At 71.0% G+C, this 26,041-nt stretch carries 28 protein-coding genes and 1 riboswitch; of the genes, 15 read left to right on the forward strand and 13 right to left on the reverse strand.

Annotated elements, in window-relative coordinates:
* The 5 genes from BM041_RS03705 to BM041_RS03725 form a co-directional block, all read right to left on the reverse strand.
* A complete protein-coding gene (locus tag BM041_RS03705; protein WP_092955613.1) occupies positions 1-1,986 on the reverse strand; it encodes a TonB-dependent receptor plug domain-containing protein in 1,986 nt (661 codons plus the stop codon).
* A 161-nt stretch (positions 1,987-2,147) separates the two neighbouring features.
* Positions 2,148-2,381: riboswitch (cobalamin riboswitch) on the reverse strand.
* 39 nt (positions 2,382-2,420) lie between these two features.
* Positions 2,421-3,044: an exopolysaccharide biosynthesis protein gene (locus BM041_RS03710; protein ID WP_092955616.1), complete on the reverse strand. Its 624-nt coding sequence runs from the start codon at positions 3,042-3,044 to the stop codon at positions 2,421-2,423.
* 64 nt (positions 3,045-3,108) lie between these two features.
* Complete coding sequence (locus tag BM041_RS03715) at positions 3,109-3,717, reverse strand: exopolysaccharide biosynthesis protein (protein ID WP_175533706.1); 609 nt, start codon at positions 3,715-3,717, stop codon at positions 3,109-3,111.
* Positions 3,718-3,890: 173 nt separating this feature from the next.
* Positions 3,891-4,691, reverse strand: coding sequence for an enoyl-CoA hydratase (locus tag BM041_RS03720; RefSeq protein WP_092957443.1), 801 nt, complete (start codon positions 4,689-4,691; stop codon positions 3,891-3,893).
* A gap of 93 nt (positions 4,692-4,784) precedes the next feature.
* Positions 4,785-5,756 (reverse strand): Bug family tripartite tricarboxylate transporter substrate binding protein, encoded by a 972-nt coding sequence (locus tag BM041_RS03725; RefSeq protein ID WP_092955622.1) that lies wholly within the window; start codon positions 5,754-5,756, stop codon positions 4,785-4,787.
* Between the two features lie 86 nt (positions 5,757-5,842).
* Between BM041_RS03725 and BM041_RS03730 the strand changes: the two genes are divergently transcribed.
* From BM041_RS03730 to BM041_RS03760, 7 genes are all read left to right on the forward strand, one after another.
* Positions 5,843-6,466, forward strand: coding sequence for a DUF1194 domain-containing protein (locus tag BM041_RS03730; RefSeq protein WP_092955625.1), 624 nt, complete (start codon positions 5,843-5,845; stop codon positions 6,464-6,466).
* A gap of 60 nt (positions 6,467-6,526) precedes the next feature.
* Positions 6,527-7,642 carry a 2-aminoethylphosphonate--pyruvate transaminase gene (locus BM041_RS03735; RefSeq protein ID WP_092955628.1) on the forward strand — a complete coding sequence of 372 codons (1,116 nt, stop codon included), beginning with the start codon at positions 6,527-6,529 and terminating at the stop codon, positions 7,640-7,642.
* 79 nt (positions 7,643-7,721) lie between these two features.
* Entirely contained in the window at positions 7,722-8,744 is a 1,023-nt protein-coding gene (locus BM041_RS03740; protein ID WP_175533707.1) for an extracellular solute-binding protein, read from the forward strand.
* Between the two features lie 5 nt (positions 8,745-8,749).
* Complete coding sequence (locus tag BM041_RS03745; protein ID WP_092955634.1) at positions 8,750-9,586, forward strand: ABC transporter permease; 837 nt, start codon at positions 8,750-8,752, stop codon at positions 9,584-9,586.
* On the forward strand, positions 9,583-10,368 hold the full coding sequence (locus BM041_RS03750; protein WP_092955637.1) for an ABC transporter permease: 786 nt from the start codon (positions 9,583-9,585) through the stop codon (positions 10,366-10,368). The genes BM041_RS03745 and BM041_RS03750 overlap by 4 nt, the downstream gene beginning before the upstream one ends.
* Positions 10,369-10,513: 145 nt before the next feature.
* Positions 10,514-11,551, forward strand: a complete 1,038-nt coding sequence (locus tag BM041_RS03755; protein WP_217648602.1) for an ABC transporter ATP-binding protein — start codon at positions 10,514-10,516, stop codon at positions 11,549-11,551.
* Positions 11,551-12,519, forward strand: coding sequence for a succinylglutamate desuccinylase/aspartoacylase family protein (locus BM041_RS03760; protein WP_092955640.1), 969 nt, complete (start codon positions 11,551-11,553; stop codon positions 12,517-12,519). The genes BM041_RS03755 and BM041_RS03760 overlap by 1 nt, the downstream gene beginning before the upstream one ends.
* Here the strand turns inward: BM041_RS03760 and BM041_RS30415 are convergent.
* The gene (locus BM041_RS30415; RefSeq protein WP_175533709.1) at positions 12,477-12,665 is read right to left on the reverse strand and encodes a hypothetical protein; all 189 of its coding nucleotides are present in this window, start codon (positions 12,663-12,665) and stop codon (positions 12,477-12,479) included. The two genes, BM041_RS03760 and BM041_RS30415, sit on opposite strands and share 43 nt — an antisense overlap.
* Before the next feature lie 106 nt (positions 12,666-12,771).
* On the opposite strand from BM041_RS30415, the gene BM041_RS03765 reads away from it, so the two are divergent.
* A complete protein-coding gene (locus BM041_RS03765; RefSeq protein WP_245761910.1) occupies positions 12,772-13,695 on the forward strand; it encodes a Bug family tripartite tricarboxylate transporter substrate binding protein in 924 nt (307 codons plus the stop codon).
* A gap of 124 nt (positions 13,696-13,819) precedes the next feature.
* On the opposite strand, the gene BM041_RS03770 is transcribed toward BM041_RS03765, so the two are convergent.
* Positions 13,820-14,296, reverse strand: coding sequence for a DUF3830 family protein (locus BM041_RS03770; RefSeq protein WP_092955646.1), 477 nt, complete (start codon positions 14,294-14,296; stop codon positions 13,820-13,822).
* 133 nt (positions 14,297-14,429) lie between these two features.
* On the opposite strand from BM041_RS03770, the gene BM041_RS03775 reads away from it, so the two are divergent.
* On the forward strand, positions 14,430-15,314 hold the full coding sequence (locus BM041_RS03775; protein WP_092955649.1) for a LysR family transcriptional regulator: 885 nt from the start codon (positions 14,430-14,432) through the stop codon (positions 15,312-15,314).
* Positions 15,315-15,435: 121 nt separating this feature from the next.
* Positions 15,436-15,786, forward strand: coding sequence for a hypothetical protein (locus BM041_RS03780; protein WP_092955652.1), 351 nt, complete (start codon positions 15,436-15,438; stop codon positions 15,784-15,786).
* A gap of 43 nt (positions 15,787-15,829) precedes the next feature.
* Here BM041_RS03780 and BM041_RS03785 read toward each other — a convergent pair whose 3' ends face one another.
* On the reverse strand, positions 15,830-16,465 hold the full coding sequence (locus BM041_RS03785; protein ID WP_245761911.1) for an OmpW/AlkL family protein: 636 nt from the start codon (positions 16,463-16,465) through the stop codon (positions 15,830-15,832).
* 111 nt (positions 16,466-16,576) lie between these two features.
* Positions 16,577-17,566, reverse strand: coding sequence for a Bug family tripartite tricarboxylate transporter substrate binding protein (locus BM041_RS03790; protein WP_092955658.1), 990 nt, complete (start codon positions 17,564-17,566; stop codon positions 16,577-16,579).
* Between the two features lie 174 nt (positions 17,567-17,740).
* Between BM041_RS03790 and BM041_RS03795 the strand changes: the two genes are divergently transcribed.
* Positions 17,741-18,745: a Bug family tripartite tricarboxylate transporter substrate binding protein gene (locus tag BM041_RS03795; RefSeq protein WP_092955661.1), complete on the forward strand. Its 1,005-nt coding sequence runs from the start codon at positions 17,741-17,743 to the stop codon at positions 18,743-18,745.
* Between the two features lie 4 nt (positions 18,746-18,749).
* Positions 18,750-19,901 carry a M24 family metallopeptidase gene (locus tag BM041_RS03800; RefSeq protein WP_092955663.1) on the forward strand — a complete coding sequence of 384 codons (1,152 nt, stop codon included), beginning with the start codon at positions 18,750-18,752 and terminating at the stop codon, positions 19,899-19,901.
* 1 nt (position 19,902) lies between these two features.
* Here BM041_RS03800 and BM041_RS03805 read toward each other — a convergent pair whose 3' ends face one another.
* On the reverse strand, positions 19,903-20,163 hold the full coding sequence (locus BM041_RS03805) for a DUF1289 domain-containing protein (RefSeq protein WP_139225977.1): 261 nt from the start codon (positions 20,161-20,163) through the stop codon (positions 19,903-19,905).
* A 38-nt stretch (positions 20,164-20,201) separates the two neighbouring features.
* On the opposite strand from BM041_RS03805, the gene BM041_RS03810 reads away from it, so the two are divergent.
* Together BM041_RS03810 and BM041_RS03815 are read left to right on the forward strand one after the other, a co-directional pair.
* Positions 20,202-21,872 carry a formate--tetrahydrofolate ligase gene (locus BM041_RS03810; protein ID WP_092955666.1) on the forward strand — a complete coding sequence of 557 codons (1,671 nt, stop codon included), beginning with the start codon at positions 20,202-20,204 and terminating at the stop codon, positions 21,870-21,872.
* Positions 21,873-21,987: 115 nt separating this feature from the next.
* Entirely contained in the window at positions 21,988-22,491 is a 504-nt protein-coding gene (locus BM041_RS03815) for an RNA polymerase sigma factor (protein ID WP_245761912.1), read from the forward strand.
* A 7-nt stretch (positions 22,492-22,498) separates the two neighbouring features.
* Here BM041_RS03815 and BM041_RS31745 read toward each other — a convergent pair whose 3' ends face one another.
* From BM041_RS31745 to BM041_RS03825, 3 genes are all read right to left on the reverse strand, one after another.
* On the reverse strand, positions 22,499-22,633 hold the full coding sequence (locus tag BM041_RS31745; protein WP_281244495.1) for a hypothetical protein: 135 nt from the start codon (positions 22,631-22,633) through the stop codon (positions 22,499-22,501).
* A gap of 216 nt (positions 22,634-22,849) precedes the next feature.
* Positions 22,850-23,638, reverse strand: a complete 789-nt coding sequence (locus tag BM041_RS03820; RefSeq protein ID WP_092955671.1) for an SGNH/GDSL hydrolase family protein — start codon at positions 23,636-23,638, stop codon at positions 22,850-22,852.
* 5 nt (positions 23,639-23,643) lie between these two features.
* Positions 23,644-24,810 carry an OpgC family protein gene (locus BM041_RS03825; RefSeq protein ID WP_175533710.1) on the reverse strand — a complete coding sequence of 389 codons (1,167 nt, stop codon included), beginning with the start codon at positions 24,808-24,810 and terminating at the stop codon, positions 23,644-23,646.
* A 29-nt stretch (positions 24,811-24,839) separates the two neighbouring features.
* On the opposite strand from BM041_RS03825, the gene BM041_RS03830 reads away from it, so the two are divergent.
* Positions 24,840-26,036, forward strand: coding sequence for a tetratricopeptide repeat protein (locus tag BM041_RS03830; RefSeq protein WP_245761913.1), 1,197 nt, complete (start codon positions 24,840-24,842; stop codon positions 26,034-26,036).
* Positions 26,037-26,041 lie beyond the last annotated feature (5 nt).

Raw genomic sequence — 26,041 nt, forward strand, 5'->3', positions numbered from 1 at the left:
TCAGAAGACGAAGCGCGCCCCCACCAGCAGGCTGCGGCCATAGGTGCCGAAGCCGTTGGCGGGCTCATACCGGCTGTTGGTGAGGTTGCGGCCCTCCGCGAAGGCCGTGATCCCCTCCATCACCCGGTAGCTGCCGGTCAGGTTCGCGACCGTGCCGGCCTTGTTGTAGGTCACGCCGCCGATGAAGGCGCCGCTGTTGCTGTAGGCCGCGGTTTCCGGCGACGGGCCGGTGAACAGCACCTCCGGCGCGATGGTCAGGCGATCGGTCGGCGAGACCCGCGCGCTGACGGCGACGACGTTCTTCGGACGGCGGGCGAGCGGCGCGCCCGTCGCCTCGTCCCGCGTTTCCGTCGCTGTCCAGGCCACGCGCCCATCCAGCCAGGGTGCCGGCCGCAGCGTCAGCCCCAGCTCCACGCCGCGCGACATCGCCCGCTCGATATTCTCGAGGCTGGTGAAGCTGCGGTTGAAGTTGATGAGGTTGCGGTACTGCGTGTCGAAATAGGTGGCGCCGAAGGTCCCGCCATCCTCCCGCCCGAACAGCGCGATGTCGGTCTCCGTCCCCACTTCCCAGGAGAACGAGTTCTCCGGCCGCAGGTCCGGGTTGCCCTGGAAGGTCGTGCCGATGCGGCCGAAGCGCTGGTAGAGCGAGGGGGCCTTGAACGCCGTCCCCGCCGCCAGGATCAGGCGGGAGTTGACCTCCGGCACCGCCAGCACCGCGCCGGTGCGCCAGGACAGGAAGCCGTCATAATCATCCGCCAGGTCCTGGCGCAGCCCGGCCGAGAAGTCGAGCCGCCCGCCGACCTGCCCCTGCAGCCCCGCATGCAGCGCGGTGGAGCGCGACGTCGCGTTGGTGGTGGTGCGGAAGCTGGGGGAGCCGGAGGCCTGGTCCACCGCCTCCCGCTCATGCGTCACGCCGAAGGCGAGGGCGGATTGCGCAAAGGGGCCGACATCGCCGAGCCGGATGCGGTTGCCCCAGTCGAAGACCTGGCGTTCGCCGCGGAACAAATCGTCCGTGGTGGCGCTACTGCGGGCGTCGGGCAGGTTCAAATAGCGGCGACGATCCTCGGTGAGGGCCACGCGGACTCCGGTGGTCCAGATGCCGTCCAGCAGCGCGGTCTCGCCCCGCAGCTGGCCGAACCAGCGGCGGTCATTGCCGGTGTAGTTCGGATCGTCGTTGGGCACGTTGTCGAGGTCGACGTGGTTCTCCCGCCAGCGCAGCAGGCCTTCCACCCGGGTGCCCGCGGCGGGGTTCCAGCCGAAGCGGGCGCTGCCGGCGGCGGCGCGGAAATCCTCCGTCTCCCGCGTGTCGCGGGTGAAGCGGCGGGGCGTGGCGTCGGTGCCCTGGGTGGTGAGGCCCTGGCCCGCCACCATGTAGTCCCAGCCCGGCATGGTCCCGGCCAGGCCGAGCGTGCCGCGCGCCGTGCCCTGCGTGCCACCCGCGACCTCCCCGAAGGCCTGGATCGGCGTGTTGGCGGGGGCGCGGCGGGTGATGAGGTTGATGACGCCGCTGATGGCCCCCGACCCATACAGGGATGAACCGGGGCCGCGCACGACCTCGATCCGCTCGATATCGCCCAGCAGTTCGTTGCCGAAGTTGAAGGCGCCATTGGGCTCCGACGGGTCGTTCACCGGCACGCCATCCAGCAGCACCACCACGTGGCGGGAGGCACCGCCGCGGATGAAGGCGCTGGCCTGCTGGCCGATGCCGCCGGCCTGGACCAGGCGCAGGCCCGGCACGGTGGCGAGTGCTTCGGAGAGGGTCTGGTAGCCGCGTTCCTCGATGTCCTGCCGCGTGATGACGGTGACGGCGGCGGGCACGCGTTCCGCGGGGGTGGGGATGCGGGTCGCGGTGACGATCGTCTCCGGCATCACGATGGTGGCCGGGGCGCCCGGCGGCGTCGCGGCCGGGGTTGTTGTCTGCGCGAGCGCAGGCAGGGTCAGGCCAAGCACCAGCGGTGCGGCCAGGTGGTGGATATGGATTCGCATCGGGTCCCTCCGAGCGACTGGACGACATGCCACCCCGCCCCCTTGCCGGGGGCGTGACAGCGGTTGGCGTCGTCGCCGCAGGCGGAAACGAGCGGAAGCGGGCCGAAGCGGGCCCGTTGCCTGTCGTTCCGTTGCGCCGGTGCACCCCGCCCGGCACGCGCGTGACGTCTCTGCGCCGGCCGGTCTCCTGGCTCACGGAGTGCCGGGGGGAATGGTCCCCGGTGCCCCCACCGCCTTCTCAGGCCCCATGGACCCAATGGCATCGTGGCAGGGGCGCTCCGCCTACAGTTGCGGGGGCAGCCGCGGCCTGGACCCGTCCCTGGCTTCCGCCGGGGGCAGGCCTTCGCGCGTTCCCGTTTCAGCCCTTGCGGGCCACCGGCGCATGCGGGGTTGGTAGCATCGTTAAGGAAGTCCGCACAATCTCGGCGTGTGCGTCAGAAGATCCAGCCCGCCGCCTTGATGGCGAACCACACCATCGCGCCCAGCACCACCGTCGCGAAGACGCAGCCGGCGATGCTCAGCGCCACGCCCCAGCCCGTGACCTTGCTGTCATGCTCGATCAGGCCGAGGGCCATGACGATGTTGCCGAAGGCCGGCGGCCCGTTGGTGCCGGGCCCCGGCAGGATCAGCATGATGGCGACATAGGCGGTGATCCAGCCGATGATCCGTTCGCCGATCGGGCTGGTGAAGAAGCCGGGCCGGGGCCTGACATAGCGTTCGATCCGCCCGAGGCCCTTCGACGATGCGGAGGCGAGGCGCAGCAGGTCCGACCGCTTGATGGTCTGCCGCGCCAGGATGCCCGGCAGCTTCGGCACCCGCAGCCCGAGGCCCATCTGCACGCCCAGGATCAGCAGCGGCGTGCCGAAGACACTCGCCATGCCGGGCAGCAGGCCGGGCAGCAGCAGCAGCAGCAGCAGCATGCCGAAGGCCCGGTCGCCGAAGGCGGTCGCCATCTCCCCCAGGCTGATTCGTTCCCCCGGGAAGGCGGCCGCGACTTCCGCCACGATGCGGGAGATCGGCGCGCTTTCGGCGGCCTCCGGCAGTTCATCCGTCGTCATCGGGCGGGGGACCGGGCTGGGGCGGGGGCGGCGGCACCGGGCGGCCCGCCGGTCGCGGCGTGGGTCATGGCGATCCGATCAGGTGGTTGAAGCCGGCCAGGAGGGCCCAGCCGAGGGTGACGAGGAGGGTCAGGCTGAGCGCCGCGGCCACCAGGCCGAGCACCGCGCCGGCGGTGATGGTGGCGGTGTCGTTTTCCATCACGCCCATGGCCATGATGAGGCAGGCCAGCGCCGGGGGGCCGTTGGTCAGGGGCGTCGGGAGGATGACAACCAGGCCCAGCATCATCACCCAGAGCCCGACCAGCCTTTCGCCCGTGGCGCTGGTCAGGGCGGAGGGCCGCGGCCTGACCATGCGTTCCACGCGCAGCAGCCAGGGCATGGCCCGCGCTGTGATCCGGCGCAGCGTGTCCCGCCGCAACTGCCGGCGCGCCACGAAGCCGGGCAGGGCGGGGCGTGGCCGGCCGGCTGCCAGCTGTGCGGCGACCAGCATCATCGGCAGCCCCGCCGCGGTGCTGAGGCCCGGGAGGTAGAAAGGGAGCAGGTTCGGCAGGGCGAAGATCACGATCAGCACGCCGAAGCCGCGCTGCCCCAGCGCCGCGGCCAGGTCGCCAAGCGTCAGCGTATCCGTCGGCCAGTCCCTGGCCAGGCGGTCCAGCAGGACGGAGACGGGCACGCCGTGCGAAACCGCCGGCGATGTGCCCTGTTGGTGGTCGATGGCGCAGCAACTCCTATCCCGGACCCAGCCTCAGGCTCTTGCGGCCTTCCCCGTTGCGGCCCGGTTAGCATGGCGCGCGAGGCGCTGACAGCGCCCAAGGCGGGCGTCCAGGCCCGAATCGGCAACGATGTTCAGATGCCGGTGAAGCGGGGCTTCCGCTTCTCCAGGAAGGCCCGTCTTCCCTCCCGGTAGTCCGCGCTGTCGAAGCAGGCGGCGAAGGCGGCCTGCACCCCGGCCATGTCCCGCGCCGCCGGATCCTGCGCCGCGGCGGCGATGGACAGCTTGGCGGCGCGGATGGTCAGGGGCGCGTTCGCCGCGATCGTGCCGGCCAGCTTCGCCACCGTGCCGTCCAGCAGTTCCACCGGCACCACGTCGTTCACCAGGCCGATCCGCTCGGCCTCCCAAGCATCCACACGCTCCCCGGTGTAGAGCAGCATGCGGGCATGGGCGGGGCCGACCAGGCCCGTCAGCAGTTGCACCGTCCCGAAGCCGTAGGCGAGGCCGAGCTTCGCCGCGGGGATGCCGAAACTCGCATCCTCCGCCGCGATGCGGAGGTCCGCCTGCATGGCGATGCCGAGCCCCCCGCCGAGGCAGAAGCCGCGGATCTTGGCGATGACGGGCTTCGGGAAGGCGGCCAGCTTGTCCCGCCCCGCGGCGGTCAGGCGTTCATAGGCGCGCTGCGCCTCGGCATCGCTGCGCTGGGCGTCGAACTGGCTGATATCGGCGCCGGAGACGAAGGCCTTGTCGCCCGCGCCTTCCAGGACCACCACGCGAACCTCCGGGTCCGCGGCGAAGTGGTCCAGGGCCTGGCCCAGCCCCTCCCACATCGCCACCGACATGGCGTTGCGCTTCTCCGGCTGGTTGAACACCACCCGGCCGATCCCGTCCGCACTGTCGGCCAGGATCTTCGACCCCGCGAAATCAAGGGTCATGCGGGCGCCGTCCATCCAATCCATCCTCCCGGGGTCGAGGGCCTTCACATGACCCTGGGAGGGGATTTTGTCGTCAGAGTGACAACGGCAATGTTACTCGGGTTGAAAATTCGCGATGCGGAGGAGCTCCGCGTTACGGGCGACGTCGGCGGCGATGAAGCGCTCGGCCTCCGCCACCGTCTCGGCCAGGGGTTCGAAGCCGAGGCCGGTCAGGCGTTCCACCACCGCCGGCTCCCGCATCCCCTCCACCAGCGCGGCATTCATCCGCGCCACCAGTTCCGCCGGCACCGCGCGCGCGGCCCAGACGCCGTACCAGGAGTAGAATTCGAAGCCCGGCAGGCCGGCTTCCGCCATGGTGGGCAGGTCGGGCGCCAGCGGCGTGCGGCTTGCGGTCGCGATGCCCAGGCCCCGCAGCTGCCCGCCGCGGATCATCGGCAGCGTGGCCAGCACCGGGTCGAACATCAGGTGGGCATTGCCCGCCGCCACATCCGTCAGCGCCGGCGCGGTGCCGCGATAGCCCACGATCTCGATATTCGCGCCCGTCACGCGGTTGAACTCGATGGTGCCGAGGTGGCCGGCGGCACCGAGGGAGGAGGTGGCGAAGGACCATTGCGCGGGGTTGCGCTTCGCGGCGTCGACGATCTCCGGGATCGTCCGCTGCGGGCGGGAGGGCGACATCACCAGTACCAGCGGCCCGCGGGCGGTGCGGGCCACGGGGACGAAATCCGCCACGGGGTCATAGGGCACGTTGCGCATGACATGGCGGGCCATGACGTGGATCGAGGCCGACCCGAGGATGGTGTAGCCATCCGCCGGCGCCTGCAGCATCGCCTGGCTGCCCACCTGGCCATTGGCGCCGGAGCGGTTTTCCACCACCACGGAAACGCCCAGCTTCTCCCCGATCTTCTGCGCGGCGAGGCGGGACATGGCATCCGTCGCGCCGCCGGGGGGGTAGGGGACGACCATGCGGATATTGCGGCTGGGCCAGGCCCCTTGCGCGTGCACGGCGGGCGCCGCCAACAGGCCCGTGGTTGCCATCAGGATGCCGCGCCTGCCGATCATCATCCGATCCCTCGTTCCCGGTTCGGGATCAATCTGACACCGGAGGCGCGTGCGTGCAAATGCGGTCGTGGATCAGGGCATAATCACCGATGAATGACGTGGATATCGCCCTGTGCCTGGCGATGGATGTCTCCGCCAGCGTCAGCTTCGAGGAGTTCGCCCTGATGGCCGGCGGCACCGCCGCGGCCTTCCGCGATGCCTCCGTGCTGGCGGCCGCGACCGGGGGGCCGCGGCGCGCCGCGGCGGTGGCGCTGCTGCTGTGGTCCGGGCCCGGGCAGCAGGACCTGGCCATCGGCTGGACCCGCATCGCGGACCCGGCCGGGGCGGAGGCCCTGGCGGAGGCGATCGAGAACGCCCCGCGCCTGCCGCGTCCCGGCACGACGGCGCTGGGGGAGGGGATGGCCGCCGGCCTGGCGACGCTGGCGCGCTGCCCGGCGGAGGCCACGCGCTATGTCATGGATGTCTCGGGTGACGGCCGCCACAACCAGGGGCGGGACCCCGGCCCGGTGCGGGACCTGGCCGTCGCGGCCGGCATCACCATCAACGGGTTGGCGATCCTGAATGAGGAGCCGGACCTGCTGGACCATTACGAGGCCGAGGTCATCGGCGGCCCCCGCGCCTTCGCCATGGAATGCGCGGACTATATCGATTTCGCCGACGCCATCCTGCGCAAGCTGCGGCGGGAGCTGGGCGGCGGCAGCCTTGTGGTGTGACCCCCGCCGGGCCTAAGCCCCGCCGCTGAACCGGCCATCAACGCCCCACGGATCGTCACCATGCTCCTGCTCATCCCCGGCCCCGTCCAGACCCGCCCCGAGGTCCGCGCCTGCATGGCCGAGGACATCGCCCCCTGGGACGAGGATTTCCGCGACGAATACGCCGCCATGCGCCCGCGCATCGTGGCCATCGCCGGGGGGAACTGGGGGGAGCATGTCTCCCTGCCCCTGCCGGGCTGCGGGCACATGATTATCGAATCCGCGCTGCGCACCTTCGTGCCCCCCGGCGGCACGCTGCTGGTGGTGCAGAATGGCGGCTATGCGGACCGCCTGGCGCGCCTCGCGCGGGAGGCGGGGCGGAGCGTCGTCTCCCTCCATGGCCCGGACAACCGGCCGATGGAGCCTGAGCGCCTGGCGGCGGCGCTGGCGGAGCATCCGGAATGCGCGCATGTCGCCCTGGTGGTGAGCGAGACGGGCACGGGCATCGTGAACGATCCCAATGTGCTCGGCCCCGTCATCGCCGCCGCCGGGCGCCGGATGATCTGCGATGCCGTCTCCGGCTTCGGCGCGCTGCCCTTCCGCATCGCCGACCGCCCGGAATGCGATGTCGTCGTCTTCACCTCCAACAAATGCCTGGAGGGGATGCCCGGCTTCGGCTTCGCGGTGGCGCCGGTAGCGCGGCTGGAGGCATGCCGCGGCAATGCCGGGTCCTGGGTGATGGACCTGGTCGATGTGCATGACCATGCGCTGCGCAACGGCTGGGGCAGCTTCCGCTTCACCCCCGCCGTGCAGGCGCTGCGCGCCTTCGGCAAGGCGATGGACATTTATGAGGCCGAGGGCGGCCAGGAAGGGCGCCTGGCGCGCTACATGCGGAACCGCGACGTGATGCGCGAAGGGCTGCAGGCGCTGGGCTTCACGCCCTATGTCGCGCCCGAACACCAGGGGCCGATCATCGTCAACGTCTTCCAGCCCGTCGATCCCAACTGGAATTTCACCAAGTTCCGCGTCGCCATGAAGAACAAGGGCGTCATCCTGTCCGACTTCTACACGACTGATGTGCCGACCATGCGCTTCGGCTGCATCGGAGCGATCGCGGAATCGGATATCCGCCTTGCGCTTTCCAAGGTTGCTGACGTGCTCGACGAGATGGGCGTCGGCGCCCGCGCCGCAGCTTGAACGGCCGCCGCGACTGAGGGTTGCCGCCCCGCGCAAGCCTGCCGCATAGTGCCCGCTAGACGATCGAGGGATGGGGTCCATGCGGCGACGTTCAGTGCTCGGTGCAGGTCTTGGCGCGGCGGCGCTGCCGCTGGCGGGCGCTTCCGCGCAGCAGCGATTCGCGGGGCGGGAAGTGGTGGCGACGGCCTTTGGCGGGCCGAGCCAGGACATGCTCCAGCGCATGGTCTTCGACCGCGTGCAGAGGGAAACCGGCGCGCGCGGCACGCAGACGCCGCTGCTCTCCGCCAACGCCTTCGCGCGCATGCGGGCGGAGGCGCAGGCCCCGCAGATCGACCTCTTCATGTTCAGCGGCGGCCAGCATGTGCAGGCCAAGGCGGATGGGCTGACGCAGCCTTTGCCGGCCCAGCCGCACTTCGCCAATGTGCCGGCCAACCTGAAGGACCCCGAAGGCCACTGGATCGCCTGGGGCCTGGTGACGGAGGGCATCCTCTACCGCCCCGACAAGGTGCCGAACCCGCCGAAGAGCTACCGCGACTTCTTCCGCCCGGAATTCGCCGGCCACATCGCCTTCCCGCACATCACCAACGGCTACGGCACGGATTTCCTGGTGATGCTGGCCCGCGCCCATGGCGGCAGCGAGACCAATATCGGCCCGGGCTTCGACGCGCTGCGGCGCATCGCGCCCCGCGCCAACATCTTCCGCTCGGCGGCGGAGGTGCAGACGCTGTTCGCCTCCGGCGACATCTGGATCATGCCCTATGACGGCGCATCGGCCATGCGCAGCACCAACATGGGCATCCCCGTCGCCTATGCGGTGCCGGAGGAGGGCGCGCCCTATGTGCTGCTGGTCGGCTGCGTCGCGCGGCGCAGCCGCAATGCGGATATCGCCGCCGCCATCCTGAACGGCCATCTGGAGCCGGAGGTGCAGGCCGCCATCGCCAAGGATGTGGGCTGGGCGCCGGTGAACACCGCCACGCAACTGCCCACCGATGTCGCGCCCTTCATGGCGCCGACGGACAAGCTGGCGCATCTGGACCGGGACGTTATCAACGCCAGCCGCGCCGCCTGGACCGACCGCTTCAACCGGGAGATCAGCCGGTAGGATCGGTGCACGCTTCCGCCCGGCGGGGCCTGGTCGCCGCCGGGCTGCTGGCCCCGGCGGCGCTGGTCTTCGCGCTGCTCTTCGTCTGGCCGCAACTGGGATTGTTCCTGCAATCCATGCCGGCGGGCGCGCCGCTCGCGCAGTACGAACGCTTCCTCGGCGACAGCTACTATCTCGGCGTGCTGGGCAACAGCCTGCTGCTCGGGCTCTGCGTCACGCTGGTGACGCTGGTGCTGGGCTTTCCGCTGGCCTTCCTGCTGGCACGGGCGGAGACGCGCTGGGCGGGGCTGCTGCTGCTGCTGACCAGCTTTCCGCTCTGGGTCAGCGCCGTCGTGCGCAGCTTCGCCTGGATGGTGCTGTTCTTCCGCAACGGAGTCGCCAGCCGGCTGCTGCAATCGACGGGGCTGGTCGAGTCCAACTTCCAACTGATCGGCACCTTCGCGGGCGTCGTCATCGCGCTGGCGCAGGTGCTGCTGCCGATCATGATCGTGACGCTCTACGCGGTGATCCGCGGCATCGACCGGGATCTGGAACATGCGGCGATGAGTCTCGGCGCCTCGCCCGTCGTGGCGCTCTGGCTCGTGACCATCCGGCTGGCGCGGGGCGGCATCCTGGCGGGGTCGCTGCTGGTCTTCTCGCTGTCCGTCAGTGCCTTCGCGACACCGTCCCTGGTCGGCGGCGCGCGGGCGCATTTCATGGCGGTGACGATCTACGAACAGACGCTGGAATTGCTGGACTGGCCCTTCGCCGCCGCCATCGCCGCCATCCTGCTGGCGATCTCCATCAGCGTCGCGCTGACCTATGGCAGGCTGCTGGGTGACGCGAAGGAGCAGGCGCGATGATCTCGCTCCGCAGCCCGTTCGGCTGGGTGCTCCGCCTGATGGCGGTGCTGACCTTCATCTACCTGCTGGGGCCGCTCTTCGTCATCGTCGCGGCGTCCTTCAGCGATACCGGCTACCTGGCCTTCCCGCCGCAGGGCTTTTCGCTGCGCTGGTACCGCCAGGCGCTGGGCGATGTGCGCTACCTCAACGGCTTCTTCGTCAGCCTGCGGCTGGCGGGCACGGTCGCGGTGCTGTCGCTGGTGATCGGCACGGCGGCGGCGGTCGCCCTGACGCGCTTCCGCTTCCCGGGCCGCGCGCTGCTGGAGGCCATCTTCCTCTCGCCCCTCGTGCTGCCGGGCCTGGTGCTGGCGGTGGCGCTGACGCTGTTCTACGCGGCGCATCCGGTGGCGCCGCCGGGCCTGCCGCGCCTCATCATCTCCCACCTCCTGGTCGGCGTGCCGCTGGTGCTGCGCGTGATGCTGCCGGTGCTCAAGCGCGTCGATCCCGCGCTGGAGGAAGCGGCGCAGAACCTCGGCGCGCCGCCGCTGCAGGCCTTCTTCCTGGTGACGCTGCCGGCCTTGAAGCCCGGGCTCTTCGCCGCCGCAGCGCTGGCCTTCATCTTCTCCTTCGACGAGGTGGAAATGGCGCTCTTCCTCGGCTCCGCGCGCGATGCGCCGCTGACGGTGGTGCTGTACGGCGCCGCGCAGATGCAGATGGACCCGACGGTCGCCGCCGTCTCCGCCATGCTGATCCTGCTCGCCCTGATCCTGATGGTGGCACAACAGGCCTATGCAAACCGATGAGTGAGAGAGTCCTATCTGGTGCCGTGCTTGCGCACGGCATCCCTCAGACGCCGGGCGGCCGCATCCGCGACCTTGGCTTCGCGGCATGCGCCGCGGGCCGCCTTCGCGGCCTCGGCCGGCTCCGCCGGCCGCAGGGTGCATCGGCGTGACAACAGTCTCCCCCGAACTGGTCCTGGAAGGCCTCGCCCGCCGCTACGGCAGCACCACTGCCGTGGCGCGCATGGACCTGGCGGTGAAGCCCGGCGAACTCGTCGCGCTGCTCGGCCCCTCCGGCTGCGGGAAGACGACGACCTTGCGCATGGTCGCGGGCTTCGTCGAACCCAGCGAGGGCCGCATCCTGCTGCGCGGGCGGGACATCACGACGATGCCGCCGCACAAGCGCGACACCGGCATGGTGTTCCAGTCCTATGCGCTGTTTCCGCATCTGACGGTGGCCGAGAACATCGCCTTCGGCCTGCAACGCCGCGGCGTCCCGAAGCCCGAGGCCGCGGAGCGCGTGGCGCGCATGGTCGCGCTGCTGCAACTCCAGGGCCTGGAGAAGCGGCTGCCGAAGCAGCTTTCCGGCGGCCAGCAGCAGCGCGTGGCGGTCGGCCGCGCGCTGGTCATCAACCCCGCCGTCGTCCTGCTGGACGAGCCTTTCTCCAATCTTGACGCCCTGCTGCGGGAGGGCACGCGGATCGAGCTGCGGCGCCTCCAGACCGAACTCGGCCTCACGACCCTTTTCGTCACCCATGACCAGGCGGAGGCGATGGCCATCTCCGACCGCATCGCCGTGATGAACAAGGGCCGCCTCGAACAGCTCGGCACGCCGCGGGAGGTCTATGACCGCCCCGCCACCCGCTTCGTCGCCAGCTTCATCGGCCGCGCCAACCTCTTCGTCAGCACCGATGGCCAGCACAGCGAGGACGGGATCGCGCTTGGTGCACCGGGCCCCGGCACCTGGCTGCTGCGGCCGGAGAAGATCGCGCTGGATGCGGCGCCCGCCGCCGGCCCGGGCAGCGTCGCCGGCACGGTGGAGGTCGTCAGCTTCCTCGGCACCGGCGCCCAGGCCGTGCTGCGCCTGCCTGGCGGGCGCGCGCTGCTGGTCGAAGGCCCTGCCGCCCTTGCCGATCTCCGCCCCGGCGCGCCCGCCACGGCGCGCTGGACCCGCCCTGACCTGACCCTGATCCCGGGAGAGAATTGATGCGCTTCGGTACCGCGGAGGCTGCGCCCGGTGAACTCGCCACGGGCGTCATCGAACTCGGCCACGACAACATCCTACCGCTGGTCTCCCCCGTGATGCTGGCGCGCGGCGCGCTGCCGGGGCCGCGGCTGTTCATCCAATGCCTGATCCATGGCGGCGAGAATGTGGGCCCCATTGCCGCCGCGCGCTTCATCCGCTCGCTCGACCTCAAGACCTTCAAGGGCAGCATCGCCGCGCTGCTGGTCGCCAACCCGCTCGGCCAGCGCGCGCATAGCCGGCTGACGCCGCAGGACGGCACCAACCTCAACCGCATCTTCCCGGGCAGCCCCTCGGGCAGCGTCGGCGAGCAGATGGTGGACCGGCTGCTGGCGATCGCGGGCGAGCATGGCGGGGACGCGATCCTCGATCTGCACAGCGGCGGTGAGCTGACCATCACCGCCTTCTACGTCATCTACGACGACAAGTTCGACGGCCCCCAGCAGCGCGCCTCCAAGGCGCTCGCGGCGCAGATCGGCAGCCGCTACCAGTGGGGGGCCTCGGAGGGCTGGATGGATGGCACCTACCTCGCCCATGTCAGCCGCACGCATGGCAAGACCGCGCTGATCATCGAAAGCGGTGGCGGCGCGCGGGTGCGGGAGGAGGATCTGGCGAATTTCTCCACCGCGCTGAACGGCGCGGCGCGAGCGCTGGGGATGATTGCCGGCGATCCGCCGGTGGCCAGCGACATCCGCCGCGGCGGCAACGCCGTGCATGTGAAATGCACCAAGGGCGGCTTCTGGGACTGCCTGGTCGAGCCCGGGCAGGACATGGTGGCCGGTCAAGTGATGGGGCGGATGGTCGACCTCTACGGCCAGGTGGTGGAGGAGATCCACTGCCCCACCGGCCAGGCCTGGGTCGGCTCCATCCGCCGCCCCTGGATGCCGCTCTACAGCGGCGACCAGGTGGTGGAGGTGGTGGAGCGGCTGTAGCCGCCCGGCCATTCCCTTGGCGCCTGCCGGCCGCCTTCCGGCATCGAGGCGCCGCCATCGCCGTCACCCTCTCCCCGCAGGCCGGATCGCCGGCGCGACCCACCGGCATGCGTCACGCGGCCGCAAGCGACGCTTGCATCGCCCATCCCCGGAAGGATAAACAAACCGTAATTCTACATATGAAACGGGGAGGATCTCATGCCGGGACGTCGTCGATTGCTCGCCCTCGCCGGGGCTTCGCTTGCCCTGCCCATGGCCGCGCGCGCGCAAGCTGCCTGGCCGGACCGGCCGGTGCGGATCGTCGTTCCCTTCCCGCCGGGCCAGTCCACCGACATCGTCGCCCGCCTCGTGGCCGATGCGCTCTCGGCCCGCTGGCCGCACCGGGTGGTGGTGGAGAATCGCGGTGGTGGCGCCGGCGTGCCGGGGATGGAATCCGTGGCGCGCGCGGCGGCGGATGGCACCACGCTGGTCGCCGGGTCGATCGGGCCGATGGCGGTGAACGCCGCGGTGATGCCGCGCCTGCCCTATGATCCTGAACGCGACTTCGCGCCGATCACCAACCTCTCGATGGTGCCGCTCTGCATCGTGGCGCATCCGTCCTTCCCCGCGAGTGATCCGGCAGGCTTCCTCGCCGCCGCGCGCGCCGCGGCGCAGCCGCTGGATGTCGCGACGGCGGGCCCTGCCTCCGGCGCGCATATGGCGGCCGAATTGCTGGCGCATCGGCTCGGCGTGCGGCTGAACATGGTGCATTACCGCGGCAGCGGGCCGGCGGTGACCGATCTCGTGGCGGGCAATGTCCGGCTGATGACGGACAGCCTCGCCTCCGCGCTGCCGCAGGTGCGCGCGGGGCGTCTCAAGCTGATCGGCGTCAGCACCGCGCAGCGCGTCTCCTGGGCGCCCGATGTACCGACCTTCGCCGAGACGGTGGCGCCGGGTCATGAGGCCGTGGGCTGGAACGGGCTTGCCGCGCCGGCCGGCACGCCGGCCGAGATCCTGCGCCGGATCAACGCCGATGTCGTCGCCGTGCTGCGCGACCCGGCCATCATGCGGCGGATCGAGGAGGCGGGGATGATCGCCGATCCCCAGACGACGGAGCAGTTCGCGGCCTTCCTGCGTGCCGAGATTCTGCGCTGGCGCGAGGTGGCGCGGATCGCCAACGTGGTGCTGGAGGGGTGAGACGCACCGCCCTGCCATCGCCATGGCGATGGCAGGGCGGCGTCGCAGCGTCATCGTCCGGGCGAGCCGTTTCAGGCGATTCCGGCGCGACCCCTGCCGAGCCCGCGCCGCCGCCGATGGCGCGTCAGTCCTCCCGCCTGATCTCCAGCATCTTCGCGCCGCGCAGGCGGATATCGGCGCATTCCTTGGCGAAGGCGGGCAGATCCTCCGGCAGCATCCGGCCGAACATGGTCACCGGCGTCCAGCCCAGCGGGCCGAAGACACGTCCGCCATCGCCGTAGAACATGCCGATCTCCCAGAACTCGTCGGCCAGGCCCTTCATCATGTTCGGCGCCTGGTAGAACCACAGCACGTCGCCCGGCGTCGGGATCACCGTCTGGTTCTCCGGCGGCAGGCTCCGCGGGTCGAAAGTCTGGTTCTCCGGCGGCAGGCCGATCATGATCTCCGGCCCCGCGAACATGGCGTGGAAGGACAACTGCCGCACGGGTGTCGCCAGCGCGCCCCAGATCGCATCGACGGTGCGCGCGGCAAGCGTCTCATGCAGTTCCACGCGGCCGGACACCCCGGCATCGACGAAGGTGAATCGCAACTGGCGGGGCATCCGGCTCTCCTCTGCGTCCAAGGGCATGCAGGATCGGCCGTGATCCGCCCCGCGGTCAATCGCAGGGGGGCGCGGAACCATCCACCCGCCGCCGGCGAAGCGTGGTCCAGGCCCCCACCCGAGGCAGAGGATCATGGAACTCCGCGAGATGCGCTACTTCGTTGCGGTCTGCGAAACGCTGAACTTCACCCGTGCGGCGGAGCTGTGCGGCGTGACGCAGCCGAGCCCGACGCGCGGCATCCAGAAGCTGGAGGCCGAGCTCGGCGCGCCGCTCTTCGCCCGTGAACGCGGGCAGACGCATCTGACGGCGCTGGGCCGTCTGGTGCAGCCGCGGATCGCCGATATCGTCGCGCGCAGCGCGCATGTCCGGAAGCAGGCCAGCCTGCATCTCCGCCTGCAATCGGCGGAATTGCGGCCCGGCGTCATGTGCTCGGTCGGTCCCGCGCGCTTCGCCCGCTTGCTCCGCGGCTTCCGCGCGGACCGTCCGGGCGTCGATCTGTCGCTGGTGGATGCGACGCCCGTGCGCCTGTCCGAATTGCTGCTGGATGGGGATCTGGAGGCCGCGATCATCACGCAGCCCGAAGCCTATGCGGAACGGCTGGATGCCGAGCCTCTCTACGCCGAGCGCTACCTCGTGGCCTGCGCGCCCACGCATCCCTTCGCGCAGCGGGATTCGATCCGCATGCGTGACATGGATGGGCAGGCCTATCTCTCCCGCCTCAGCTGCGAACATCGCGAACAGCTGGCTGATCGCTTGCAGGAAGCCGGCGCGACGCTGGTGCGCGCGGCCTGCAGCGAGCGCGAGGACTGGATCCAAAGTCTTGCGGCGGCCGGCATGGGTGTCTGCTTCCTGCCCGAATTCAGCGCCGTGCAGCCCGGCCTGGTGCTGCGCCCGGTGGAGGATGCGCCGGTGGCGCGGGAAGTCTCCCTGGTCACGGTCGCGGGGCGCCGCTGGTCGCCCTCCCTCATCGCCTTCATCGAAGCCATGCGCCGCTGCTTCGCGGGGTGCCATGCCTGATGGCGATACGCGCGGTGCATGGAATCGATCCGTGCAACGCATTGGCGGCGCGATGCGGCGCTGCCGGATAGTCCCACGGCCGGTCCCTCGCGATGCGACGGTCCGCCATCCAAGGAGAAGAATGATGAAGGCTGTCCTGCCAACCCTGCTCGCCGCTGCGGCCATGACCATGATGGTCTCCGCCGCATCCGCGCAGAGCTACCCGCGCGTGACCGGTGCGGGGGAGAACTTCATGGTCGATTACGGACCGATGCCCGGCAATGTCGTCGGCGGCGGCCGCGTGATGGTCACGCGCACCGATGCGATGGGCAACATGGATGTGCTGCACCTCGACGGCCTGTTCTCCCAGCAGGCACGGCCTGGCCTGGTGCCGCTGACGATCGGCAGCGGCGAGAGCGCGGAGACGGTGTGGGTGCCTGCGATGATGGCCACGGCATTGCGCCAGGCCCGCCAGAACATGCCGGCGCGCTGACGCGACAGCGCCCGGGGCGTTCCCGCCCCGGGCGCGTTTCCCTTCAGAATCGGTAGCGCACGCTGGCGCCGACGATCCAGGGATCGAGGTCTGCCTGCCCGCGCACGGCGCCGCCATTGACGCGCACATCGGGGCTGAGCCACAGCCGCTTCACGTCGAGATTCGCCATCCAGTTCGGCGCAACTTCGTAGTCCACGCCGGCATTGACGGCGTAGCCCCAGGCATTCTCGACATCCACCCGGGTGATGCCGGCGGACCGGCCGCCGCCCTCGCCGTAGAACACCGTGTAGTTCAGGCCCACGCCGAGATAGGGGCTGATGCGGCTGCCCGGCAGGGGGTGGTATTGGAAGGTCACCGTCGGCGGCAGTGCCCAGACGCGGCCGAGGTCGAGCGTGCCGGCGCCTGGCACGTTGCGCACGGTCACGTCATGGCGCGACGTCGCGGCGATGACGTTCACGGCAAAATTGGGCGTCAGGAAATAGGTGAGATCCAGCTGCGGCGTCACCGTGTCGCTGGCATGGGGGGTGCCGCCGATGGAGGTGCTGCCGCCATTGCTCGGCAGCACGCCGATCAGCCCGGCGCCCAGCACGATATCGCCCGCCTGCTTGCCGCGTACATCCTGCGCCATCACGGGGGTGGCAGCGACCGCGCATGCCATCGCGGCCGCGATCATCTTCATGGTCATAGCCTTGCCTCTGCTCCGTGGCGCGCGCCCCAAGCGCGGCCACCACGGAGGTTATCGGCGGGGCTTCCCCATCGATCCTTGATTCATGTCATGCGCGGCTGACGATCACTCCGCGCGGATACTGGCCACGCGCACCACCTGGCGCCAGCGTTCGATCTCCGCCTGTTGGAAGCTTCTGTATTCAGCAGGGGAGTTGCCAACCACGTCGAAGCCGATCGCGTTCAGCCGCTGGATATTCTCGGGATGCTTCAGCGCCTCCACCACCGCGCCATGCACGCGCGCCAGCAGCGCCTCCGGCATCGCCGCGGGGGCCATCACCGCCTGCCACGACGTGACGACGAAATCGGAGAGGCCGGCCTCCGCCGCCGTCGGCACATCGGGCAGGATGCGGTTGCGTGCCTCGCTGGTCACGCAGATCGCGCGCAGCCGCCCGCCCTGGATATGCGCGGCGACGGTGCCGAGATTCTGGAAGGAGAGTTGCACATTGCCGGCGATCAGGTCGGTCGCCGCCGCGGCGCCGCCCTGGTAGGGCACATGGACGGGATCCGTGCCCGTGCGCTGCTTGAACAATTCCATCGTCAGATGGTCGGAGGAGCCGACGCCCGAGGTCGAGTAGCTCGTCCGCCCCACATTCGCGCGCAGCCAGGCCACCAGTTCCGGCAGCGTCCGCACCGGCACACGCTCCGCATTCACCACCAGGACATTCGGCGTGGTGACGGCCATCGTGATGGGCGTGAGTTCCCGGATCGGATCGTAGCCGAGATTCGGCCGCAGCGCCGTGTTGATGGCGAAGACGCCGATGGAGCCGACGAACAGCGTGTGGCCGTCCGGCGCCGCGCGCACCACCTGCCGTGCCGCGACTTCGCCATTGGCTCCCGGGCGGTTTTCCGCCACCACGGGCTGGCCGATGGTCTGGCCCATGCGGTTGGCGATGGACCGCGCGACGATGTCGGACGGCCCGCCGGCGACGAAGGGGACGACGACGGTCACGGGACGCGTGGGCCATTCCGGGGGCTGCGTGCCCCCCTGGGCGCGGGCGATGCCCGGCAGCAGCGGCGTGGCGGCCAGGGTGGCCAGCAGCGAGCGGCGGTTCATGGCGGTCTCTCCCGTATGGTTGTTGCGCGCAGCATGGCGCGCGCCACAGGCCCGGAAAAGGCCGCCGCGGGGCGGCGGGGCCGGCTTGCGAAGATGTTCGCATCATGATGCAGTGTTCACGATACGGAAACGCACACGCCGCGCGGCAGCACCGCCATCCGACAGGGACCTGCCATGACCGACATCGATCACGCCACGCTTTCCCGCCGTGCCCTGCTGGGTACCGGCGGTGCCCTCCTCGCCGCCCCCGTTCTGCCCATCCCGGCGCTGGCCCAGGCGCCCTGGCCCAACCGCCCCATCCGCCTGGTGGTGCCCTTCGGCCCCGGCGGGTCGACGGATGTGCTGGCCCGGCTGCTGACGGAACAGATGGCGCCCCGCCTCGGCCAGCCCTTCGTGCTGGAGAACCGGCCCGGCGCCGGCGCCACGCTGGGCACCGGCGTCGTCGCCGATGCGGCGCCGGATGGCTATACGGTGCTGCTCTCCGCGATCAGCGCCTTCTCCGTCGGCAGCACGCTCTATCGCGGCCGCATCACCTGGGACCCGGTCCGCAGCTTCGCCCATGTCGGCATGATCCAGTCCGGCTACTACGCGCTGATGGCCAACAACGCCGCGCCCTTCGCCAATCCCGGTGAGTTGGCGGCGGCCGCCCGCGCCCGGCCGGGCATCGCCTATGCCACCTCCGGCGTCGGGTCGCTGCCGCATCTCTTCATGCTGCGCTACTGCCAGGCGGCCAATATCGAGATGCAGCACATACCCTATCGCGGCGGCGCGCAGGCGGTGAATGACGTGGTGGCCGGTGTCGTGCCCGTCACGCTGGATGGCATCGCGTCTTCCGTCGGCCTGATGCGCAACGGCCAGATCAAGGGCATCGGCATCACCGGCCCGACGCGCCAGCCCCTCTTCCCGGACATGCCGACCTTCGTGGAGCACGGCTTCCCCGGCCTGGTGGCGGAAGGCTGGGCCGGCATGGCCATGCCCGCCGCCACGCCGCGGCCCGTCCAGGAACGCTTCGCCGCGGTGCTGAAGGAAGTGCTGGCACTGCCGCAGATCGTCGAACGCTACCGCCAGCTCGCGATCGATCCCGGCACGCGCTTCGGCGCGGAGGCGCAGGCCTTCGTGGCGCAGGAGGTCGAGACCTGGCGGCCGCTCGTCATCGCCTCCGGCGCCACGGTGGATTGAGCGCATGCCCATCGCCGCGGAGCGTGTCGCCGCCTTCCAGGACTTGCTGGGCGGCCGCGCGGACCTTGCCTTCATCCCGCTGAGCACGGACCTCCACTACCTTTTCGGCATCGCCCGGGACATTCCGAAGTACGGCGTGACCTTGCATCCCGGCGACTGGCTGGAAGGCGCCTGGGTGGCGCCGGGCCATCCGCCGGTGCTCGCCCTGCCGCGGATGACGGCGGAATTCGGCGGCCGCGGCGCGCCGCCCGGCACGGAGCTACGCGTGCTGGGCGACTGGGACGATCCGGCGGCCCTGGTGCGGGAACTGATCGACCGCTTCAGGCTGCCCGCGAAACCGCGCATCGCCGTCAGCGACCGCGCCCATGCCGACAGCGTCGTGCACATCCAGCAACTGCTGCCGGATGCCGTCTTCTGCTCCGCCACCGCCATCATCCGCGAACTCCGCCTCATCAAGTCGGATGAAGAGATCGCGCTGATGCGGGAGGCCGGGCGGCGGACGGAAGCCGCCTTCGCGGCGATGCTGCCGAAGCTCCGCTTCGGCATGACGGAGCTCGATGTCGTCGCCGAGATCGACTACCAGATGAAGCGGCAGGACAGCCTCGGCCCCACCTTCACCACCACGCTCTACAACAGCGGGCCGAACCACCCGCTGATGCTGGGAAGGCGGCTCGATTCCTGGAAGCGGAAGATCGAATCACCGGTCTCCGTGCTGTTCGATTTCGGCGCCTCCCATGGCGGGCTCTGCTACGATTACGGGCGCACCGTGCATTTCGGTGAACCCTCCGCCGAGCAGATCAAGGTGCATGCGCTGGTGATCGCCGCGCAGCGCGCCGGCATCGCGGCGCTGAAGGTGGGGGAGGCCACCTGCGAACAGGTGGATGCCATCGCCCGCCAGGTGATCGAGGATGCGGGCTACGGTCCCAATTTCCGCCACCGCCTGGGCCATGGCATCGGCTGGGACGTGCATGAACCGCCCTTCCTGACCAAGGGCGACACGACCGTGCTGCGGGAGGGCATGATGTTCACGGTGGAGCCCAGCATCCTGCAGCCCACCAGCTTCAGCGCACGGACGGAGGATGTGGTGGTGGCCCGCCCCGGCGGCGGCGAACGCCTGACGGCAGGCTTCCAGGACCTGATCGTCGTCGATCGCTGATCTACCTGCGCTTCTTCTTCCGCGCCGCTTCCCCCACGGGGTTGCCCGCTGCCGCCAGCAGGGACAGGCGGCCGGGCAGGGCGGCGCGGATGGCCGGCCGCTGCTCCTTCTCCCGCTTCCAGTGCTTGCAGTCCTTGCGCGTCATGCCGCAGCCCAGGCAGAAGCCGGTTTCGTCGTCATGGTGGCAGACATCGATGCAGGGGCTGGACATCGCCCCCAGATGGTCCGTCGCCGTCTTGCCGCCAATCCACACTCGCGTCATCACGCGCGGGTCGCCACCCCAGGGGGAATCGCCAGACCATGGCCTCTGACCTCGAGATCGCCCGCAAGGCGACGCTGCGCCCGATCCAGGACATCGCCGCCCGCGCCGGCATCCCCGACGACGCGCTGGAACCCTATGGCAAGTACAAGGCGAAGATCGGCACGGCCTTCGTGGCCGAAGCCTCCGCCCGGCCTCCCGGGGCGCTGGTCCTCGTCACCGGCATCAGCCCGACCCCGGCGGGGGAGGGCAAGACCACCACCACGGTCGGTCTCGGCGATGCGCTGAACAGCCTCGGCACCCGGACGATGATCTGCCTGCGGGAGCCCTCGCTCGGCCCCTGTTTCGGCGTCAAGGGCGGCGCGACCGGCGGCGGCTATGCCCAGGTGCTGCCGATGGAGGACATCAACCTTCATTTCACCGGTGACTTCCACGCCATCACCAGTGCCAACAACCTGCTCTCCGCCATGGTGGACAACCACCTCTATTGGGGGAACGAACTCGGCCTCGACCCGCGCCGCATCACCTGGCGCCGCGCGATGGACATGAATGACCGCAACCTCCGCGACTGCGTCGTCGGCATGGGCGGCGCCAGCCAGGGCGTGGTGCGGGAGGATGGCTTCGACATCACCGTGGCCAGTGAGGTCATGGCCGTCTTCTGCCTCGCGAAGGACCTCCAGGACCTCCAGGACCGCCTCGGCCGCATGATCGTCGGGCGGCGCCGCGACGGCACGGCGGTGACGGCGCGCGACGTGAAGGCGGATGGCGCCATGGCGGCGCTGCTGCGCGATGCGCTGTCGCCGAACCTCGTGCAGACCATCGAGGGTTCGCCCGCCCTGGTGCATGGCGGGCCCTTCGCGAACATCGCGCATGGCTGCAACAGCCTGGTCGCGACTCGCCTCGGCCTCGGCCTGTCCGACGTCGTCGTCACGGAAGCGGGCTTCGGCGCGGATCTCGGCGCGGAGAAGTTCTTCGACATCAAGGCGCGCATGGCCGGCCTCAGCCCCGCCTGCTGCGTCATCGTCGCCACCGTCCGGGCGCTGAAGATGCATGGCGGCGTGGCGAAGTCCGACCTGGGGCGGGAGGATGTGGCGGCCGTCGAGCGCGGCGTGGTGAACCTGGCCCGCCATGTCGAGAATGTGCACAAATTCGGCGTCCCCGTCGTCGTCGCGCTGAACCGCTTCACCAGCGACACGGCGGCGGAGGTGGAGGCCATCCGCGCCGCCATGGCGCGGCTCGACACCCAGGCGATCCTCTGCACCCATTGGGGCGATGGCGCGGCCGGCGCGCAGGACCTCGCGCGCGCCGTGCAGGCGCGCATCGCTGCCGGCGCCGCGCGCTTCCAGCCGCTCTACCCTGATGCCATGCCGCTGGCCGACAAGCTGCGGACGATTGCGCGGGAGATCTATCGCGCCGCCGACGTCTCCTTCCCCGCGGCGGTGCTGCAGAAACTGGCGCGGTGGGAGGCGGAGGGCTTCGGCCACCTGCCGGTCTGCGTGGCCAAGACCCAGTATTCCTTCAGCGCCGACCCCACCGCGCTCGGCGCGCCATCCGGCCATGTGCTGCCGGTGCGCGACGTACGGCTTTCCGCCGGCGCCGGCTTCGTCGTGGCGGTGTGCGGGGAGATCATGACCATGCCCGGCCTGCCCCGCCGCCCGGCGGCGGAGACGATCGGCCTGGATGCCGAGGGCCGGATCGACGGTCTGTTCTGACGTTACGCCTTGATTCGGTTTGCGGTGACAAAACGTTGTTCCATCGCACGCATCCGTTGATGGCCCTTCCGCCCTCGTTCCGCGTTGACCCCGCGGACCGAGGAGGCTGGGGCGAGTGGCTGTGGGTGAACAGGAGCGTGAGGCGGCGCCCGATGTCTTCGCCGCGGCGGTTGCGGCGGAGATCCCCCGCCTGCGGCGCTTCGCGCGCGTCCTGATCCGGCCGGCGGAGGCGGCGGACGATCTGGTGCAGGAAACGGTGCTGCGCGCTATCGCCGCCCGAAGCCAGTTCACGCCCGGCACCAACCTCCGCGCCTGGCTCTTCGTCATCCTCCGCAATGCCCGCAACGCCGAACTGCGGCGCCTGCGCCGCTTCGCGCCCCTGGATGACGAGGCCGGCCGGGCGATCCCCGTCTCCGGCGGGCAGGAGGAACGGCACGCGATGACGGATGTCGCGGCGGCCTTCCTGCGCCTGCCCCCGACGCAGCGCGAAGCCCTGTGGCTGGTGGTGGTGGAGGGCATGGGCTACGCCGCCGCGGCTTCCGTGCTGCGTATCCCGGTCGGCACCGTGCGATCCCGCCTGTCCCGCGCCCGGGATGCGCTGCGAGCGGCGCTGGAATAGCGCGGGATCAGCCCCCGTCGCTTTCCTTCAGCAGGCGCAGCAGTTCCGGCGGCACCGGCTCCGACAGGGCGGAATCGTACAGCCGCGACAATTCCTGGCGCAGCCACCGGTCGAAGGCGGCATCGGTGCGCGCGCCTGGCATGGCGGAAGGGGGCCTCGAAGGCGCGGCAGAGGGTTGCAGATGGGCGCTCATGTCCCTGGAAGCGTCCGGCGTGGCGCCGGGTTCCTTCGCCCCGCCCCTACGCGGCCCGGCCATGTCGCCCCCTCCATGCCAGTCCGATGGCCCGCCGGCGCGTGCCACGGCCTGGGCTTCCCCGGCGCGGGATCACCCCCTGGTCCAGCGGGACGTCATGGCGTCTCACCCAGGGGGGCGATCACGGGGGGCCGAGGCGGGGCCGCGCAGCGTGCCCTGGAGGATGAACTGGGTCAGGGCGCGCGCGAGGCAGTCATGCAACTCATCGGCCATCGCCACGCGGCCGGCGCGCGGGGCCCGTTCCAGGTCCAGCCGCTCGGTCTCCGCCCAGTGCCGCATGATGGTCCAGCGGCTGAAGATCTGCGCCCCCGATGCGGCGGCCGCCAGGCGCATCCGGTCCCGATAGGTCTCCACATCCGCATTGGCGCGGAAGAAGCGGCTGAATTGCGGGTCCACCAGCACGACGTCGGTGCGTTCGCCCCGGCTGGCGCGCAGCTTCGCGACGCTGTCCTGCACCGCTTCCACCATCTCGTCCGGCGGCAGGCCGCGCGCAGCCTCCACCGTGCCGAGCTGCCAGATGATGAGGTGTGGGCGCAGCCGTGGCGCCTGTTCGGCGATGATGCGCGCGTGGTCCGCCGCCGTGGTGCCGCGCCCGCCGAAGACGGAAACCTGCACGGTGGCCGGCGCGACCCGCGTGCCCAGCACCTTCTCCAGCCGTTCCGGCCAGGTGGCGGCGGGGCCGGAGGTACCGCCCCCCTGGGTGGAGGCGCTGCCCACCACCATCACCCGCAGCGCACCGCGCGACAGCGCGGCGACGGAGCCGGGCAGGGGCGCGGCTTCCATCGCGTCGGGGGGCGCGGAACAGCCCGCCGGTTCCGCGCGGGCCATGCCGGGCGGAAGCAGGATCGCGGCCAGGACCAGCGCCGGCCGCAGCAGGTCTCTCAGGCGGGCCATCGGGCTCAAGGCGTAGCCCCCTGCGCGGAGGCCGGCAAGGCGGGGGCGCGCCGGCGCTTGCCATCCCCGCCATACCAGGCGGAGACGACGGCGATGGCGACCAGCGCCGCCAGCCCCGCCAGGTTCACCGCCGCCTGCACCCAGCCGCCGGAAGCCAGTTCCAGCGCCAGCCGGCCCAGGAAGGACAGGAAGATGCCGGCGCAGAAGACCGCCAGCCCCTGCTGCCCCATCAGCACGAAGGGCGCGGCCGGCGGCCCGTTGAGCCAGCGGGCGCCGGCCGGCAGCCAATGCGCCACCAGCCAGGCCATGATGAGCACGGAGGCCACGCGCACGGGGTGCAGCCCGGTCTTGTCCACATCGGAGAGCCAGGCGGCGAGCCATTCCGGCACCTCCCATCCCCGGGCCGGGCCATGCCAGGTCAGGTTCAGCAGCACCGCCGTCGCCAGCAGCAGCAGCACGGCCAGCGCGGCCAGCCAGCGGTTCCAGGGAAAGCGCCGCGCCAGCGCCTGCGGGTCCGCCCGCCCCAGCACCACGCCGATGGCGAACAGCAGCTGCCAGGCCAGCGGGTTGAAGAACCAGCCGGAGCCCGTCCAGGACGGCGGCGCCCAATCCAGCAGCCGCGCCGCGGCATAGAGCGTGAGCGATGCCGCCAGCAGCCAGCCGGGCCGGCCGATCAGCGGCAGCACCAGGGCGAACATCGCCAGCACCACGATGTAGAGCGGCAGGATGTCGAGGAAGGCCGGCTGGTAGCGCAGCAGCAGCGCCTCCAGCATCGCGCGATAGGGCTCCGCCCCGAAGGGATCCAGCTGCAATTCGTCGAGATAGGCGGCCTGGTCCAGCGCCGCGGCGGAAAAGCCTACCTGCGCGGTGAACACCACGAACAGGAAGATATGCGCGACATAGAGCGTGCCGACCCTGCCCGCGACCCGCGCGGCGGCATGGGCCCAGCCCTCCCGCTCCATCGCCCGGCCATAGGCGATGCCGGCGGCGTAGCCCGCCAGCAGGACGAAGCCCTCGGTCGCGTCGCAGAAGGCCACGTTGCGCAATGTCATCTGGCCCAGCAGATTGCCCGGCGTGTGGTCAATGAAGATGAACCAGAGCGCGAGGCCGCGGATGAAATCCACCCGGAGGTCCCGGCCAGGCCGCACGAGCGAATGGATGGATGTGAACATGTGCCCACAGCATCGCGGGGGACGGGGCCTTGGCGCAAGCATCGGCCGATGAACTCCTGCGCGATGGCGCCGCCCGCCATGCGCGCGGCGATATCGCGATGGCGGAGCGCCTGTACCGCCGCGTCCTCAAGCTTCGGCCGGAGGATGCGAATGCGCTGAACCTGCTGGGCGTGGCGGCGCGGCAGCGGGGTGACCTGCCGGCGGCCCTCGCCTATTCCGCCCAGGCCCTGGCACGGCAACCGCAAAGCCCGGTCTTCCTCGCCAATCGCGGCGGCACGCTGGCCGAGGCCGGGCGGCTGGAGGAAGCCGCCGCGGCGCTGCGCGCCGCCCTGGCGCTGCGCCCCGGAGACCCGGTGGCGCTGCGCAACCTCGGCCAGGTCCTCTGCGCCCTGGGGGACGCCGCCGCCGCCATCGCGCCGCTGCGGCGCGCGACGGAACTGGCCCCCGGGACGCCGGAGCCCTGGATCGCGCTGGCCCATGCGCTGCGGGAGGCGGGGCAGGACGGCGCGGCGGCGGCAGCGCGCCGCGCCCTCGCGATCCCGGACCTCGACCCCGCCTTGGCCGGCCAGGCGCGCTTCCTGCTGGCGGCGCTGGGGGCGGAGGCGGTGCCGGACCGCGCGCCGGCCGCCTATGTGCGGGACCTCTTCGACCTCTACGCGCCCCGGTTCGACCAGGATCTGGAAGGGCGGCTCGGCTATCGCACCCCCGGCCTGTTGGCGGCGCTGGTGGTGCGGGCTGGCTTCGCCAAGGGACGGGTGCTCGACCTCGGCTGCGGGACCGGCCTTTCGGGCATCCCCCTCAAGCCCATGGCGGCGCGGCTGGAGGGGCTGGACCTGTCGCCGCGCATGCTGGCGGAGGCCGCGAAACGGGGCCTCTATGACGCGCTGCATGAGGCCGACCTGCTGGCCTTCCTGCCGACGCGGCGCGCGGGGTTCGACCTGGTGGCGGCGGCGGATGTGCTGAACTACCTGGGTGACCTCGGCCCGGCGCTCGGGGGGATCGCCGCCGCGCTGCACCCCGGCGGCCTGGCCGCCTTCAGCATCGAGCGTGGCGAGGACAAGCCCTACGCCCTCGGCACCGGCCTGCGCTACCGCCACGAAGCCGGCCATGTGGAGGCGCTTGCCGCCGCCGCCGGCCTGGCCCTGGTGGCGCGGGAGGAGACGGTGCTGCGGGAGGAGAAGGGCGTGCCGGTGGCGGGCGTGCTCTTCGTGTTCCGGCGCTCGTAGCGCGC

The organism is Falsiroseomonas stagni DSM 19981 (genome assembly GCF_900114315.1).
Classification (GTDB): domain Bacteria; phylum Pseudomonadota; class Alphaproteobacteria; order Acetobacterales; family Acetobacteraceae; genus Falsiroseomonas; species Falsiroseomonas stagni.

Bases quoted from the DNA above. Each gene is read 5' to 3' on its own strand.
- BM041_RS03705 (WP_092955613.1), bottom strand. From the start codon at position 1,986: ATGCGAATCCATATCCACCACCTGGCCGCACCGCTGGTGCTTGGCCTG.
- BM041_RS03710 (WP_092955616.1), bottom strand. From the start codon at position 3,044: ATGACGACGGATGAACTGCCGGAGGCCGCCGAAAGCGCGCCGATCTCC.
- BM041_RS03720 (WP_092957443.1), bottom strand. From the start codon at position 4,691: ATGACCCTTGATTTCGCGGGGTCGAAGATCCTGGCCGACAGTGCGGAC.
- BM041_RS03725 (WP_092955622.1), bottom strand. From the start codon at position 5,756: ATGATGATCGGCAGGCGCGGCATCCTGATGGCAACCACGGGCCTGTTG.
- BM041_RS03730 (WP_092955625.1), top strand. From the start codon at position 5,843: ATGAATGACGTGGATATCGCCCTGTGCCTGGCGATGGATGTCTCCGCC.
- BM041_RS03735 (WP_092955628.1), top strand. From the start codon at position 6,527: ATGCTCCTGCTCATCCCCGGCCCCGTCCAGACCCGCCCCGAGGTCCGC.
- BM041_RS03740 (WP_175533707.1), top strand. From the start codon at position 7,722: ATGCGGCGACGTTCAGTGCTCGGTGCAGGTCTTGGCGCGGCGGCGCTG.
- BM041_RS03750 (WP_092955637.1), top strand. From the start codon at position 9,583: ATGATCTCGCTCCGCAGCCCGTTCGGCTGGGTGCTCCGCCTGATGGCG.
- BM041_RS03760 (WP_092955640.1), top strand. From the start codon at position 11,551: ATGCGCTTCGGTACCGCGGAGGCTGCGCCCGGTGAACTCGCCACGGGC.
- BM041_RS30415 (WP_175533709.1), bottom strand. From the start codon at position 12,665: ATGGGCGATGCAAGCGTCGCTTGCGGCCGCGTGACGCATGCCGGTGGG.
- BM041_RS03765 (WP_245761910.1), top strand. From the start codon at position 12,772: ATGGCCGCGCGCGCGCAAGCTGCCTGGCCGGACCGGCCGGTGCGGATC.
- BM041_RS03770 (WP_092955646.1), bottom strand. From the start codon at position 14,296: ATGCCCCGCCAGTTGCGATTCACCTTCGTCGATGCCGGGGTGTCCGGC.
- BM041_RS03775 (WP_092955649.1), top strand. From the start codon at position 14,430: ATGGAACTCCGCGAGATGCGCTACTTCGTTGCGGTCTGCGAAACGCTG.
- BM041_RS03780 (WP_092955652.1), top strand. From the start codon at position 15,436: ATGATGAAGGCTGTCCTGCCAACCCTGCTCGCCGCTGCGGCCATGACC.
- BM041_RS03785 (WP_245761911.1), bottom strand. From the start codon at position 16,465: ATGAAGATGATCGCGGCCGCGATGGCATGCGCGGTCGCTGCCACCCCC.
- BM041_RS03790 (WP_092955658.1), bottom strand. From the start codon at position 17,566: ATGAACCGCCGCTCGCTGCTGGCCACCCTGGCCGCCACGCCGCTGCTG.
- BM041_RS03795 (WP_092955661.1), top strand. From the start codon at position 17,741: ATGACCGACATCGATCACGCCACGCTTTCCCGCCGTGCCCTGCTGGGT.
- BM041_RS03800 (WP_092955663.1), top strand. From the start codon at position 18,750: ATGCCCATCGCCGCGGAGCGTGTCGCCGCCTTCCAGGACTTGCTGGGC.
- BM041_RS03805 (WP_139225977.1), bottom strand. From the start codon at position 20,163: ATGACGCGAGTGTGGATTGGCGGCAAGACGGCGACGGACCATCTGGGG.
- BM041_RS03810 (WP_092955666.1), top strand. From the start codon at position 20,202: ATGGCCTCTGACCTCGAGATCGCCCGCAAGGCGACGCTGCGCCCGATC.
- BM041_RS31745 (WP_281244495.1), bottom strand. From the start codon at position 22,633: ATGCCAGGCGCGCGCACCGATGCCGCCTTCGACCGGTGGCTGCGCCAG.
- BM041_RS03820 (WP_092955671.1), bottom strand. From the start codon at position 23,638: ATGGCCCGCCTGAGAGACCTGCTGCGGCCGGCGCTGGTCCTGGCCGCG.
- BM041_RS03825 (WP_175533710.1), bottom strand. From the start codon at position 24,810: ATGTTCACATCCATCCATTCGCTCGTGCGGCCTGGCCGGGACCTCCGG.